The 13,514-nt window shown below is 73.8% G+C and carries 15 protein-coding genes and 1 pseudogene; 4 read left to right on the forward strand and 12 right to left on the reverse strand.

The window, feature by feature from the left end; all coding sequences use genetic code 11:
* Positions 1-39 precede the first annotated feature (39 nt).
* Both C1I98_RS23550 and C1I98_RS23555 read left to right on the forward strand, forming a co-directional pair.
* On the forward strand, positions 40-336 hold the full coding sequence (locus C1I98_RS23550) for a DUF3467 domain-containing protein (protein WP_111169603.1): 297 nt from the start codon (positions 40-42) through the stop codon (positions 334-336).
* Between the two features lie 34 nt (positions 337-370).
* Positions 371-1,783: a phytoene desaturase family protein gene (locus C1I98_RS23555; RefSeq protein WP_111169604.1), complete on the forward strand. Its 1,413-nt coding sequence runs from the start codon at positions 371-373 to the stop codon at positions 1,781-1,783.
* Here C1I98_RS23555 and C1I98_RS23560 read toward each other — a convergent pair.
* From C1I98_RS23560 to C1I98_RS23565, 3 genes are read right to left on the reverse strand one after another with little or no spacing between them, the layout of a single operon-like run.
* On the reverse strand, positions 1,780-2,280 hold the full coding sequence (locus C1I98_RS23560) for a hypothetical protein (RefSeq protein WP_306461907.1): 501 nt from the start codon (positions 2,278-2,280) through the stop codon (positions 1,780-1,782). The genes C1I98_RS23555 and C1I98_RS23560 overlap by 4 nt on opposite strands.
* Positions 2,244-2,525, reverse strand: coding sequence for a beta-eliminating lyase-related protein (locus C1I98_RS45350; protein ID WP_306461908.1), 282 nt, complete (start codon positions 2,523-2,525; stop codon positions 2,244-2,246). Before C1I98_RS45350 ends, C1I98_RS23560 begins: the two co-directional genes overlap by 37 nt.
* A gap of 7 nt (positions 2,526-2,532) precedes the next feature.
* Positions 2,533-3,204, reverse strand: a complete 672-nt coding sequence (locus tag C1I98_RS23565; RefSeq protein WP_233508112.1) for an SDR family NAD(P)-dependent oxidoreductase — start codon at positions 3,202-3,204, stop codon at positions 2,533-2,535.
* Positions 3,205-3,415: 211 nt separating this feature from the next.
* Here C1I98_RS23565 and C1I98_RS23570 point away from each other — a divergent pair, with 211 nt between their 5' ends.
* Entirely contained in the window at positions 3,416-4,099 is a 684-nt protein-coding gene (locus tag C1I98_RS23570; protein ID WP_111169614.1) for a hypothetical protein, read from the forward strand.
* On the opposite strand, the gene C1I98_RS23575 is transcribed toward C1I98_RS23570, so the two are convergent.
* The 8 genes from C1I98_RS23575 to C1I98_RS23610 form a co-directional block, all read right to left on the reverse strand.
* Positions 4,060-4,731 carry a response regulator gene (locus C1I98_RS23575; protein ID WP_111169606.1) on the reverse strand — a complete coding sequence of 224 codons (672 nt, stop codon included), beginning with the start codon at positions 4,729-4,731 and terminating at the stop codon, positions 4,060-4,062. The genes C1I98_RS23570 and C1I98_RS23575 overlap by 40 nt on opposite strands.
* A 111-nt stretch (positions 4,732-4,842) precedes the next feature.
* Positions 4,843-6,411, reverse strand: a complete 1,569-nt coding sequence (locus C1I98_RS23580; protein WP_111169607.1) for a serine/threonine-protein kinase — start codon at positions 6,409-6,411, stop codon at positions 4,843-4,845.
* The gene (locus C1I98_RS23585; RefSeq protein ID WP_146607588.1) at positions 6,411-8,006 is read right to left on the reverse strand and encodes a zinc ribbon domain-containing protein; all 1,596 of its coding nucleotides are present in this window, start codon (positions 8,004-8,006) and stop codon (positions 6,411-6,413) included. Before C1I98_RS23585 ends, C1I98_RS23580 begins: the two co-directional genes overlap by 1 nt.
* A 160-nt stretch (positions 8,007-8,166) precedes the next feature.
* On the reverse strand, positions 8,167-8,844 hold the full coding sequence (locus C1I98_RS23590) for an adenosylcobinamide amidohydrolase (RefSeq protein WP_111169609.1): 678 nt from the start codon (positions 8,842-8,844) through the stop codon (positions 8,167-8,169).
* Positions 8,841-9,620 (reverse strand): ABC transporter ATP-binding protein, encoded by a 780-nt coding sequence (locus tag C1I98_RS23595; RefSeq protein WP_233508113.1) that lies wholly within the window; start codon positions 9,618-9,620, stop codon positions 8,841-8,843. The genes C1I98_RS23590 and C1I98_RS23595 overlap by 4 nt, the downstream gene beginning before the upstream one ends.
* The gene (locus C1I98_RS23600) at positions 9,617-10,627 is read right to left on the reverse strand and encodes a FecCD family ABC transporter permease (RefSeq protein ID WP_111169615.1); all 1,011 of its coding nucleotides are present in this window, start codon (positions 10,625-10,627) and stop codon (positions 9,617-9,619) included. Before C1I98_RS23600 ends, C1I98_RS23595 begins: the two co-directional genes overlap by 4 nt.
* A gap of 77 nt (positions 10,628-10,704) precedes the next feature.
* On the reverse strand, positions 10,705-11,658 hold the full coding sequence (locus C1I98_RS23605) for an ABC transporter substrate-binding protein (RefSeq protein ID WP_111169611.1): 954 nt from the start codon (positions 11,656-11,658) through the stop codon (positions 10,705-10,707).
* 193 nt (positions 11,659-11,851) lie between these two features.
* Positions 11,852-12,292 carry a winged helix-turn-helix transcriptional regulator gene (locus tag C1I98_RS23610; protein WP_233508114.1) on the reverse strand — a complete coding sequence of 147 codons (441 nt, stop codon included), beginning with the start codon at positions 12,290-12,292 and terminating at the stop codon, positions 11,852-11,854.
* A gap of 17 nt (positions 12,293-12,309) precedes the next feature.
* Here C1I98_RS23610 and C1I98_RS23615 point away from each other — a divergent pair.
* Positions 12,310-12,570 (forward strand): annotated as a pseudogene (locus tag C1I98_RS23615) (DsbA family oxidoreductase); the annotation flags it as partial.
* 115 nt (positions 12,571-12,685) lie between these two features.
* Here C1I98_RS23615 and C1I98_RS23620 read toward each other — a convergent pair.
* A partial coding sequence (locus tag C1I98_RS23620) for a Gfo/Idh/MocA family protein (RefSeq protein WP_111169616.1) occupies positions 12,686-13,514 on the reverse strand: 829 nt, incomplete at its 5' end.

Here is a 13,514-nt window from a genome sequence, read left to right on the forward strand (position 1 = left end):
CCCCCTCCCACCCCCACTGCCGCGAAGGACGGAGAGACAGTGAACGACGAGCCGGAGAGCCATCTTGAGGTGAGCATCTCGGCCGAGGTCGAAGCGGGAATCTACGCGAACTTCGCATCGGTCTGGCACACCCGCGATGGGTTCGTCCTCGACTTCGCGGTGATCACCAGGCCACCGCAGCTCACCGGCGACCCGCAGTCCGGGCAGCGCATCCTGAGCGTCCCGACCCGCATCGTCAGCCGTATCCGTCTGCCCCCCAGCCAGGTCTTCGAGCTGATGAAGGCGCTTGAGCAGCAGCTCACCGCCTACGAGAAGGAGACCGGCCACAAGGTCTGAAAGACCGGGTGGCCGCCTCACGGGGGAGGCATACGTGCCGGCCGACGGTTTCGACGCGGTCGTGGTGGGTTCGGGCCCCAACGGGCTGTCCGGGGCGCTGACGCTGGCCGCCGCCGGAAGGCGGGTGCTGCTGGTGGAGGGCGCCCGGCGGTTCGGCGGCGGGCTGCGTACCGAGGAGCTGACGCTGCCCGGCTACGCGCATGACGTGTGCGCGTCGGTGCTGGCCATCGCGGTGGCCTCCCCCGCGTTCCGGGACCTCGATCTCAAGGTCGAGTTCGCGCATCCGCCCATCCCGGCCGCGCATCCGCTCGACGACGGGCCCGCGGTGCTGGTCCACCGCGACCCCGCGCGGACCGCCGCCGGGCTGGGCCGCGACGGCGTCGCCTGGCTGGAGACGGTGGGCGCGGCGGCGCGAGCCGGGCTGCCGCTGGTGGACACGCTGCTGGCGCCGCTCGGCGTGCCGCGGGCGCCGGTCGCGGCGGCCCGGTTCGGGGCATCGGCCCTGCTGCCCGCCACGGTGTTCGCCCGCACGGTGTTCCGCACGCCCCGGGCGCGGGCCTTGCTGGCCGGGATGGCCGCGCACTCGATGCTCGACCTGCGTGCGCCGATCTCCGCCGGGTACGGCCTGATGCTGGCCTCGCTGGCGCATCTGGCCGGCTGGCCGGTGGCGCGCGGCGGCTCCCAGACCTTCGCCGACGCGATGGTCGCCAGGCTGCGCGAGCTGGGCGGGGAGACGGTGAGCGGGCGGTGGGTCCGCGACCTCGGCGAGCTGCCGCCCGCCCGGACGACCCTGCTGGACGTCACCCCGCGCCAGTTCCTGCGGATGGCCGGGCCACGGCTGCCCGCGGGCTACCGGGAAAGGCTCACCAGGTTCCGCTACGGGCCGGGGGTGTTCAAGCTGGACTGGGCGCTGTCCGGCCCGGTGCCCTGGCGCGACCCGGCGGTGGCGGGGGCGGGCACGGTCCACCTCGGGGGGACGCTCGCGGAGATCACGCACAGCGAGGCGGAGGTGACCGCGGGGCGGCACCCGCGGCGGCCGTACGTGCTGGTGGTGCAGCCGTGCGCGGCCGATCCCACGCGGGCCCCGCGCGGCGGGCACACCTTGTGGGCCTACTGCCACGTGCCGAACGGCTCCGGCGTCGACATGACCGAGGCCGTCGAGGCGCAGATCGAGCGGTACGCGCCGGGCTTTCGCGACCTGGTGCTCGCGCGCAGCGCGCGCGGGCCCGCCGACCTGGAGCGGCACAACCCCAATCTGGTGGGCGGCGACATCGGCGGCGGGCTGGCCAGCCTGTGGCAGTTCGCGGCGCGGCCGGTGCTCTCGCCGCGCCCGTGGCGCACCCCGCTGCCCGGCGTCTACCTGTGCTCGTCGAGCACCCCGCCGGGCGCGGGGGCGCACGGCATGGGCGGCCGCGAGGCGGCCCGCCTGGCGCTGCGCGAGTCCTAGCGCCGTTCGGCCGCCAGCTCCTCGGCGATGGCGTCCACGTCGTCCTCGGTGGTGTCGAAGGAGCACATCCAGCGGACCTCGCCGGTGGTCTCGTCCCAGGTGTAGCAGGCGAAGCGCGCGCGCAGCCGGTCGGCGACGGCGGCGGCGGGCAGCACCGCGAACACGGCGTTGGCCCGCACGGGCGTGCGCACCTCCACCCCCGGGATCTCGCGTACGGCCCGCGCCAGCCGCGCCGCCATCGCGTTGGCCCGCCGGGCGTTGCGCAGCCACAGGTCGCCGCCGAGCAGCGCCTCGAACTGATCGGACACGAACCGCGGCTTGGACCCGAGCTGCATCGCGGTCTTGCGGACGTACTCAAGGCCGCCGGCGGCCGAGGGGTTCAACACGACGACCGCCTCGCCGTACATCAGGCCGGACTTGGTGCCGCCGAAGGACAGCACGTCGACGCCAGCGTCGGTGGTCAGCGCGCGCGGATGACGGCCTCCCAGGGGGCGCACATGGCGCGCAGCCCGACCACGTTGGCGCCGGTGCCGTTGAACACCGGCCAGACATGCGCCTGCGGCCCGAACTCGGCCCGGAAGACCTCCTCCATGGCCTCGGTGTAGACGTCGTCGCCGTAGGCGCTCTGGTGGCCCTCGTTGGCCAGCGCGAGGGCCCGCAGCACCTCAGGGTGGACGCCCGCCTGTTTGTCGCTGGCGAACCCGCGCGCCCGCGGATCGTGCCTGCGTCCTACGACGGTCACGAGGCGGTCATTTGGAAAGGTCCAGCCGGCGGCCGTTGATCTCCACCGCGGGGGCCTCCCACAGGCCGGCGACGATCTCCGCCAGGTCGTTGACGTCGGTGTGGCCGGGGAAGGTCGCGCCGGGGTTCTCCGCCCGCATGGCGTCGTGGACCAGGGCGTTGACCACCAGGATCGTGGCCGCGGCCCGGGTGCCCGCGTAGCCGTCGGCCATCGCGAGGGTCCATGCCTCGGCGGCGGCCTTGGCCGCCGCGTAGGCGGCGCTGCCCTGGGTGGGCGAGCGGGCGACCTCGGCCGAGACGATCACGAACCTGCCGTCGCCGCTCTTGCGCAGCAGCGGGTCGAAGGCCAGGGAAACGTGCTGGAGCGTGCGGATCAGCAGGCCGTGCAGCAGCTCCCAGTCGGCGAGCGAGGTCTCGGCGAAGGACTTGGCCCCCCGCCACCCGCCCACCAGGTGGACGACGCCGTCCGCCCTGCCGTACCGGGCGGCGACGTCGCGGGCCAGGTCGCCCACGGCGTGCGGCTGGAGCAGATCGACGGCGTGGCGCTCCACGCCCTCGATGTCGGGGTGGTGGTGGACGTCCACCGCCAGCACCGTGTCCCCCTCGGCGGCCAGCCGCCGGACGACGGCCTGCCCGGCCGGGCCGCCGGCCCCGGTGACCACGATCACTTTCGCGCTCAACAGCCGCTCCCCTCGCGCGATCGACGACGCAACCGAGCTTACGGTGCGGCGTGGCCCGCCACGGACAGGCCCGCCCGTTTTCCGCCGCGCGGCGGACCTGCCGTCCGCCGCCGGGCGGACGACCCGCGCCGGGACGCGCGGATAGCGTCCCTGCGACAGTACGGCGGGCGGGCACGGCCTCCGCCGTCCCACGAGCGACCAGGGGGCTTTCGTGCTCGACGACCCGACCACCTTCAGGCGCGTGGCCGCCGGATCACTGCTGATCGTGGCCCCGCTGCTACAGACCGCCGCCGTCATCGTGGACCCGGGGACCTGGGGGGACGACCGGGAGGCCGTCAGCTTCGGCGACGATCCGGCCATGGCGCAGTTGCAGTCGGTGCTCTACCACTGGAGCTGGCTGCTCACCGCGTTCGCCGCGTTCGGGCTGCTCCACCTGGTACGGCGGCGGGCGGTGACGCTCGGCCACATCGCCGGGGCGATGACCGTCGTCGGCTACGGCAGCATGTCGGCGCTGCTGCTCACCGACCCGGTGGCCTGGTGGTTCGGGGAGCGCTACCCGGCGGAGGAGGCCGAGCGGCTGGCCGGGGAGGTGCTGGACCTGCCGGGGGTGGTCTTCGGGTTCACCATCCCGTGGCTGTACCTGGGGATCGTGGGGCTGCCGCTGCTCACGGTGGCGGTCTGGCGGGCCGGGCAGGCGCACTGGTGGGTGCCCGCGCTGGTCGCCGCGGGCGTGCTGGGGTCGATGCTGGTGCCGTACGGGCCGGCGACCATCCCGTTCTGGGCGCTGCCCGCGGTGGCGCTCGGCTCGGTCGGCGTGCGCATCCTGCGGATGGGCCCGGCGGAGTGGGCGGCGTTCTATCCGGAGGCGCCCGGCCGTACCACGCCCGCCTCGTAGGCGAACACCACGGCCTGGGCGCGGTCGCGCAGGTGGAGCTTCATCAGGACCCGCGCGACGTGGGTCTTGACGGTGGCCTCGCCGACGAACAGCGTGCGAGCGATCTCGGCGTTGCTGTGCCCCCTGGCGAGCAGGCCGAGCACCTCCAGCTCGCGGGGGGTGAGCAGGCCGAGACGGGGCGGCGGTACGGGGTCGTGCCGCCCCGCGAAGGACGCGATCACCCGCGTGGTGACGGCCGGGTCGAGCAGCGCCTCTCCGGCCGCGACCACGCGTACGCCGTCCACGAGCTGTTCCGGCGGTGAGACCTTGAGCAGGAAGCCGCTGACGCCCGCGCGCAGCGCCGCGTAAAGGTTGTCGTCGCTGTCGAAGGTGGTCAGCACGATCACCTTGGGCGGGCTGGGCCGGGACAGCAGCTCGGTGGTGGCGCCCAGGCCGTCCATGCGGGGCATCTGGATGTCCATCAGGACGATGTCCGGGGTGGTACGGCGGGCCACCGCGACCGCGTCCACCCCGTCGCCGGCCTCCCCCACCACCCGCATGTCGGCCTCGGATTCGAGGACCATGCGCAGTCCCGCGCGGACCATCGCCTGGTCGTCGGCGATCACGACGCGGATCGCGTCCCTGGGCTCCATGGCAGTACCTCCGAGTAGCGTCAGCCGGAGCCTAGAGTGCGGAACCGTCCCTGCATACCGGACAAATCGCCCAAGCAACCCGATTCCAAGTGAGTCCCAAGTGCCGGTCCCTCAGGAGGACCGCAGCTCCACGCTCCCGGCGATCCGCTGCGCCACCTCGTCCCGGCAGGTGCCGGGCGCGCAGAAGTACACCAGCAGCGCCGCCGCCCCCGGCCGGTCCACCGCGTAGCCGATGAGGTCGAGACTGCCGCCGCCCTGCGGGTCGGCGAGCGTCCCCTCGATCCGCACGGCCGGCCTGCCGCCCACCGGCACCTGCACGATGCCCGAGGTGATGCTGACCGTGCCGGGCAGCGAGGAACGCAGGGTCTCCTGGAGGTCCTGCGCGCCCGCATTGGGGTCGAGGGTGTCCAGGACCTGCACGAACAGGCCCGTGGCCGTCTCCGGGTCATCGCGCAGCAGCCGGTTGGCCTCGCTCCAGTCGGCGCTGACCGGCGTGACGAACAGCCGCTCGAAGGCGGCCCCGTGCGGCGAGGCCACCGCGAACACGTCCGTGTGGGTCCGCGCGGTCCAGTCGCCGGGGTGCTCGAACCGCAGCGGCGCGGCGGCCGAGCCCGCGTACCGGGTCCACCCGGATTCGCCGCCGCGCAGCAGTACGGCCAGCACGGCCGCGACCGCCACGATCAACGCCACGGCCGCCGCGGCGGCGACGATGATCCCCCTGTTGCCGCGCCGCGCGCCCGGCGGCGCCGGGGAGGGCCGTGTGACGGGGGCCGAGTCCGGCGGGGCGGGCGCGGGTCCGGCCACCGCCGGCCCGCCAACCGCGGGCACGGCTCTGCCGTCGATCGCGTCCCGCAGTTCGGAGACGAAGTCGGCGCAGCTCGGATACCGCTGGTCGGGCGACTTGGCCAGCGCACGGGCCATCACCCCGTCCACGTCGAGCGGGAGTTCCGGGCGCAGGCCGCTCAGCGGCGCGGGCGTCTCGGCCAGGTGCGCCCACAGCAGCGCGATGTCGTTGTCCCGCTGGAACGGCAGCCGCCCGGCCAGCGCCTCGTAGGCCACGCACGCCAGGGCGTACTGGTCGCACCGCCCGTCCACACGATCCTTGTTGATCTGCTCGGGGGCCATGTAGCGGGGCGTGCCGATGAACTGGTCGGTGCGGGTCAGCCCGGAGATCGAGGTCTGGTGCTTGGTGATGCCGAAGTCGGTGAGGTAGACGTGCTCGCCGGTCGCGCCCCCGGCGACGAGGATGTTGGCGGGCTTGACGTCGCGGTGGATCAGGTCGTGCGCGTGCGCGGTGTCCAGCGCCGCGGCCACCTGGGCGAAGATCCGGTTGACCTGGCTGATCTCCAGCGGGCCCCGGTCCAGGAAGAGCCGGCGCAGGTCCATCCCGGCCACGTAGCGCATGGCGATGTAGAGCAGTTCGCCGTCGGCGTTGGCCTCGTAGATCGGGATGATGTTGGGGTGGTCGATCCCGGCGACCATGCGCGACTCCAGCACGAAGCGCTGGCGGAAGCGGTCGTCGGCGCTGAGCGCCGGATGCAGGATCTTCAGCGCCACCCGGCGGTCGAGCCGGGTGTCGATGGCGAGGTAGACCACGGCCATGCCGCCCCGGCCGACGATCTCCTCCACCTGGTAGCCGGCCACCTCCTGGCCGATCAGCGAGCGCTCGTTCACCGGCATCACGTCTCGGCCGGGTGGCCGCAGTAGCCACAGAACCGGTGGGCGGGCCCGAGGCCCATTCCGCAGGCGGTGCAGAACCGCTGCCCCACCCTGCCCGGTACGCCGGTGGGCGGGGCCGTGGGCTGCCGGGCGGTGAGCAGCGACGGCCCCTGCGCGCCCTCCGGTACGGCGGGCAGGCCCGGCGGCACCGCCGAGCGCGCGACGATCCGCGTCACGTCGGCCGGCGACGGCTCGCCCAGCGCGGGGTCGTGCCCGGCGGCAGGCGGCGGGGACGGTACGGCGGGGACGACCCGCCGATCGGCTTCGGCGGTCGGCGTCGTCCGCGCCGTCGCGACGGTGTCCGGGCGCGCCCGGCGGCGCAGGATCAGCACCGTGCCGCCGATCACGGCGGCCACCAGCACGCCCGCCCCGGCGATGAACGGCCACAGCGGGACGTCACCGCCGGCCTGCACGGGCGCGGCGAGGGCCCCGGCGTCGTCGGGCCCGCCGCGCTTCTCCTGCGCGGTCTTCAGGTGCTTGGCGGCCACCACATGCCCCGGGTACAGCTCAAGGACGCGGCGCAGGGCCGGTACGGCGTCGCCGAAGTACTTCGTGTGGAACCGGGTCAGCGCCACCTCGAAGGCCGCGTCCAGCGGCCCGCGCCGGGGCTCGACCTTGGCCTCGGCCAGCGCCTTGGTGATCTCCCTGACGCCGATCATCCGGCCCTCTCCGGCGCCGCCCGCGAGCAGCCCCACGACGGCCCCGTCCTTGTCGCCGATCACCGGCGCTCCGGCCAGGCCCTTGGCGATGAGTTCGCCGGTCTTGCGCGGTTCGTCGGCCTTGCCCTCCGGGTCCTTGAACGGCCGGCCCGCCTGCCCCGCCCCACCGGCGTCGAGGTGCGCGATATCGATCAGGTGCGGGCGGTCGGCGGCGGGCCTGCCGGTGAACCCGGCCACCGAGACCGGCGAGCCGGGCTTGTCCGGCACGCGCGCGGCGAGCGGAGCGGTCGGCAGGCCGGCGCCGCCGTCGGCGCGGCCCACCGGGAGGAGCACGGCGGGGTTGTCGGGATCGTCGCCGGTGTAAGCGATCTCGGCGTTGATCCCCTCCTTGTCGGCGGGCGAGATGTTCGGAAATATCTTGATTTGCGGGGTTACCTTGGTGAGGCAGGTCGCGGTGGCCGTCTTCGGCGGGTAGCACTGCTGAAGGTGCCGGTTCAGGGTCGCGTCGTCCAGCCGATGCCGCTGAAAGTCCTGCTTGATGTCCACTTTGTGGTGGTCGGCGAAGATCTTGTTCGCCGCATGGACCGCCGCGTCGTCCTCGGACTTGACCACCCTGGTCAGCGTCACGACCGCGCCTTCAGGGCTGACCACCACGCCGGTACCGCTGCCGATCGGCACCTCATAGGACCGCTCCACGTGCTGAAGCTCGCCCATGTGGTCGAGCAGCGTGATCTCCACGTGCGCCACCGCCTCGACGCGCACCACGGCGGGGGTGACGAGGTCGGTGATGCCGCTCGGGTGCTCGTGCGCCAGCGCCGGTACGGCCGCGGAGGTCACACCGGCCACCCCGGCCAGCGCACCGAGCGCGAGCCGGATCAACGGAGCACGGCGCCGCATCACGCCTCCCCCACAGGAGCAGTCGACGGGATACGACAAGGTTCCCAACCGGCCTGGATAAGTCAATACAAGTATCGCGAGTAAGCCAAATTTCCCCTACGGCGTTATCAAATCGGGTCACATACGTGTCCGACGTCGGCGCCGCCCCGCAGGAAGCCCATCACCGATGGGCGGTCCAGTCGTCCGCGCCCTGCCGTACCGCGCCGTGGACGGCCCGCGCGACGCGCGCTCCCCAGGTCGAGCGCGGCCCGCCGAAGGGCTCGCCCGGCTCCCCCGTGGCCGAGCCGATCGGCACCGCGACGCACACCGCGTCCGAGGCCGTGCCGGTACCGGGGAACCCCACCTCGGCCAGCGCCTGGGTCTTCGCCTCCGTCACCGTCATCACCGCGTTGACCAACGCCGCGTCGGTCATCGGCACGGGCACGGCCACGATGATGTTGATCGTCCCCGGCACGGTCGCCCGGTGGCCCAAAAGCGGCGCCGGCTCCGGGTCCTGCGCTCCCTCGGGCGCGGCGGCCCAGGTCGGCACCCGCAGCCCGACCGTGGCGAGCGCGCGGACGCCGCCGTCGGCGGCCAGGGTGTACCGCTCGACCTTCGCGGCCGTCATCATCCCCACACCCGCGCCGGCGGCCGGGCCCAGCGCGGCCAGGTGCTCGGCCGGGTCCATCCGCGAGTATCCGGCGATGACCTGGGCGTTCAGCACCCACTCGCGTGGCCCGATGCCGCCGCCGAGCACCGCCGAGGAGATCATCCGCCACCCCGGCCCGAACTCCCACAGCAGCGCCCCGAGCCGTGCGCCGTCCTCGGTCCGCAGGCCGAGTACCGGGCCGTCGTTCATCGATCCCCCCGCATCAGGTGGACATGGGGCCTTCCGTCCGGCCCCGCCGCCACCTTCACGGTGGCCCCGAAGTGGGCGGCGATCAACTCCTCGGTCAGCACCTGCGCCGGGGGCCCGGAGGCGACCGTCGCGCCGCCCGCGATCAGCGTCATGGTGTCGGCGTACTGCCCGGCCAGGCTCAGGTCGTGCAGGGAGGACAGTACGGTGAGCCGGTCGGCGAGCCGCAGCCGGTCCACCAGTTCGAGCACCTGCTGCTGGTGCCCGAGGTCGAGCGCGGTCGTCGGCTCGTCGAGCAGCAGTACGGGCGCCTGCTGGACGAGGGCGCGGGCGATCACGACGCGCTGCCGTTCGCCGCCGGACAGGTGGCCCAGCCGCCGCGCGGCGAACCCGCCCAGGTCAAGCCGGTCGAGCACCCCGGCGGTGACCTCGCGGTCGGCCCGGCTCTCCCGCCCCAGGTAGCGGATGTAGGGGGTGCGGCCGAGCAGCGCGTAGTCGAAGACGGTCATGTCGGGGGGCAGCGCGGGGGTCTGCGGGGCGAAGGCGACCAGCCGGGCCCGCCTGCGCGGCGACAGCCCGGCCGAGGGCGTTCCGTCGATCAGGATCTCTCCCTGGCCGTCCAGCACCCCGGCCAGGGTGCGCAGCAGCGTGGACTTCCCGGCCCCGTTGGGGCCGATCATCGCCAGCCAGCCGCCGCGCCGCACGTCGAGATCGACGCCGCGGAGCACGTCGCGGCCGTCCAGGGTGACGGTGAGCCCGCTGACGGAGATCATGCTCATGTGTCCACCCTGCGGGTGACCCGGAGCACGAAGACGAAGAACGGCGCGCCGACGAACGCGGTGACGACGCCGATGGGCAGTTCGGCGGGGGCCAGCATGGTCCGGGCCACCAGGTCGGCCAGCACCAGGAAGGCCGCCCCACCGATCAGCGAGAGCGGCAGCACCACCCGGTAGGACCCGCCCGCCAGGCGGCGCACCAGGTGCGGGACCACGATGCCGACGAACGCGATCAGCCCGCTCACCGCGACCGCCGCCGCCGTGGCCAGGGACGCGGCCAGCAGTACGGCCAGGCGTACCCGGGTGGCGCGCACGCCCAGGCTGACCGCCTCGTCGTCGCCGACCGACAGCACGTCCAGCATGCGGCCGTGCAGCAGCATGGCCACCGCCGCGAACGCGGCGTAGGGGGCGACCAGCCGCAGGTCCTCCCAGCCGCCGCCGACGTCGCCGAGGATCCAGGCGTAGATGCGCTGGAGTTCCTCGACCTTGAGCTGCTGGACGAAGGTCTGGATCGAGGTGAGGAAGGAGGTGACCGCGACCCCGGCGAGGACCAGCGTCGCGGTGCCGCCGCGCCGGGCGGTGTGGCCGAGCGCGTACGCCAGGAAGACCCCGCCGACCGCGCCGCCGAACGCCATCGGCGGCACCAGCGCGGCCCCGGCGTCCCCGCCGATCAGCACGATCGCGAGCGTCACCGTGAGCCCGGCCCCCGCGGCGGCCCCGAGCAGGTAGGGGTCGGCCAGCGGGTTGCGGAAGACGCCCTGGTATCCGGCCCCGGCTACGGCGAGCAGGCCGCCCACCACGGCGGCGATCAGCACCCGGGGCAGCCGCAGTTCCACCAGCACCCCCTGCTCGACAGGGGTGAGCCCGTGGTCCGCCGAGACGAACGGCAGCCAGTCCACCGCCTGGAGCACGACCCCCGGGACGGGGATGTCCGCGGCCCCGGTGAGCAGCCCGGCCAGCAGGCTGCCCAGCAGGACCACCAGCGCGGCGGCGACCCACCAGGGCCGCAGCCGCGCCGAGGCCCGCGCCTGCCCGTCAGGGGCGGTCGCGTGCCGCGGCCGGCCCTGACGGGCGGACGGGGAGTGCGTCACTTGTCCGCCGCGGCCTTCTCAACGGCGGCGGCGACGACCTGGGCGAACTCGGCCGCGCGCGGCCCCCAGCGGGAGACGATGTCGTCGTCGAGCCGCACCACCCGGTCGTTCTTGATCGCCGAAAGGCCGCCCCATCCCGGCCGCTTGGCCAGCGTCTCCTTGGACTGGCCGCAGCACTTGACGTCGGCGAGGAAGATCAGGTCGGGGTCGGCCTTGGCGACGAACTCGGCCGACAGCTTGGGATAGCCGCCCGCCGCGTCGGGGGCCTCGTCGGCGATGTTGCGCAGCCCGAAGAGGCCGTAGATCTCGCCGATGAAGGTGCCGGAGGTCGCGGAGTACGGCGTGACGTCCAGCTCGTGGTAGTAGGTGAGCTTGTGGTCCTTGGGCGCGGCGGCGGCCAGGCTCTCGATCTTCTCCCGCATGCCCGCCACGACCTTCGCGGCGCCGTCCGCGTTGCCGGTGGCCGCGCCGAGGTCGGTGATCTGGTCGTAGCTCTCGGCCAGCTTGGTCGCGGCCGGTTCGAGCAGCACCGGCACCTTGACCTTCTGCAGGGCGGTCACCACGCCGCCGAGATCGTTGCTGAGCACCACCAGGTCGGGCTTGTGCGCGATGATCGCCTCGGCGTTGGGCTTGAACCCGGACAGGGCGGTCTTCGGCGCCTCCGTCGGGTGGTTGGACAGGTCATCGACGGCGATGACCTGCGGCCCGGCACCGATCGCGAACAGGCTCTCGGTGGCGGTGGGGTTGAGCGAGACGATGCGGCGCGGGCGCTCGGCGATGGTCACCGAGCCGTTGCCGGCCTGTACGGTGACCGGGAATCCGGCGCCGGAGGAGGCCGCGGGTGTCGCCGAGGCGGCGGTCTGCCCGCCCGTCGTGCCTGTCTGACCGCATCCGGCCAGCGCCAGCACTCCGAGCAGGACACCCGCGAAGGCCGATCTCATGGGCCTCACAAGGAATCCTTTCCAGAGTCGCTGGAACCGAGAGACCCGTTGAAGCGACGGATCACCCTTTTCCGCGAGGGCTGTGACGTCGGCGCGGCGCACAGGCGACCTGGCTTCGGCCCTCACAGGGGTCGTCACAGTTGCGGGACAGCGCCGGTCTCCCACCGGACTTCGCTGTGCGCAGCGCGTCCGGCAAACGGTATCAATCCCCGTCAGGAAGGCCGTCCCCGCGGTCGTAACGCCGCTGTGCGGCCATGATGGCGGGGACCCGTTCGCCGATGAAGGCGACCAGCGTGCGCACCGCGCACGCCAGCTCGCGGCCGAGCGGGGAGAGCCGGTAGGTGACCTTGGGCGGCGTGGACGGCTCGACCTCGCGCTCCACCAGCCCGTCGCGGACCAGCGTCTTGAGGTTCTGGGACAGCATCTTCTCGCTGATCCCGCCGATCCGGTCGCGCAGCATGTAGAAGCGCAGGGGCCGCTCGCAGAGCGCCACCAGGATGAGCATTCCCCAGCGACCGGCGATGTGCTCGATGACCGCCCGGCCGGGGCAGTCCCGCTGGAAGAGCTTCCAGGCCGCGCTCGCCGGCTTCGCCCACCGCGACCGCGTGGACGTGCGAATACGCAGCCTGGAACTCGACCCCACCGGCCCGCGCCACGACGACCTCGCGAACCCGCCGCTGCGCCTCCCCCGCCGGCCTGCCACCCGGCCCGGTCCAGGCGGTGCTCACGAGCGACGCCCACGCCGACGCCGTACGCGCCGACACCGCAGCGGCCCACACCCTCGGCATCACCGGCGCCCCGTCCTTCGTCTTCCAGCACACCTACGTGATCGCCGGAGCCCAGCCCACCGAGGTCTTCACCGACCTACTGCGGCACTCCTGGGAAACCACCGAAAGCCCGCCACCGGAAAAGCACACCTGAGCACACTGAAACCCATGGACGCGGTGCAGATCTCCGAACCCTCCCGCGTTTCACCGTGGCCGAGACCGTTGAATACGCTGCCTGGCGGCGGGGCTGCTTCTGTCGGCCGTGCCGCTCAGGAGGTGAACTGGGCTTCGGCGGCGGCGATCAGGCGCTGCACGTGCAGGCCGCGGGCGGCGTCGAGGGGATGCGGCACGCCGCTTCTGACCGTCGTGGCGAACTCGGCGGCCATGGCCGGGAACACGACGTCGTCGCCGAGCGCGGTGTGGTCGACGTGGGCGCGGCCGCGCTCGCCGTACACGGTGACGGCCGCGTCGCGCTCGCCGGGGGCGCTCATGCACAGGGAGACCTCGCTGAGCGCGCCGCCCTCGTGTTCGAGCAGCAGCCCGGCCCAGCCGAGGACGCTGCCGCGGGCACGGACGTCCACCACGCGGCCGAGGGCCGCGTCCACCAGGTCGATCATGTGCGGGCCGATGTCGAGCACCGCGCCGCGGGCCAGCCGCCAGGGGGTGGCGAACGGCGACTCCGGGCGCAGCGAGCCGGAGACGTAGCGGGCCTGGGCGCCGAACGGCTCGCACGCGCGCGCCTCGGCCAGGAACTCCCGCACGCCCTTCGCGTAGCGCCAGGAGAAGACCATCTGGGAGAGCACCCCGGCCTCGGCCACGGCCGCGGCGACCCGTTCGGCGCCGTCGAGGTCGGCGGCGAGCGGCTTTTCCAGCAGCAGGGCCTTGCCCGCACGGGCCGCCCGCACCGCCAGTTCGGCCTGTACGGCCGGCGGCACCGCGAACGCCACCGCCTCGCACACCTCGAACAGATCCTCAAGCCGGGTGAAGACGGGCGCGCCGAGCCCCGCGGCGGCCTCGGGACGCCGCGCCCACACGCCCGCCAGGCTGGTGTGCGGCCCCGCCGCGAGCACCGGCGCGTGCATCCGCGCGGCCCACGGC

The sequence above is a fragment of the Spongiactinospora gelatinilytica genome (assembly GCF_003236385.1).
GTDB lineage: Bacteria > Actinomycetota > Actinomycetes > Streptosporangiales > Streptosporangiaceae > Spongiactinospora > Spongiactinospora gelatinilytica.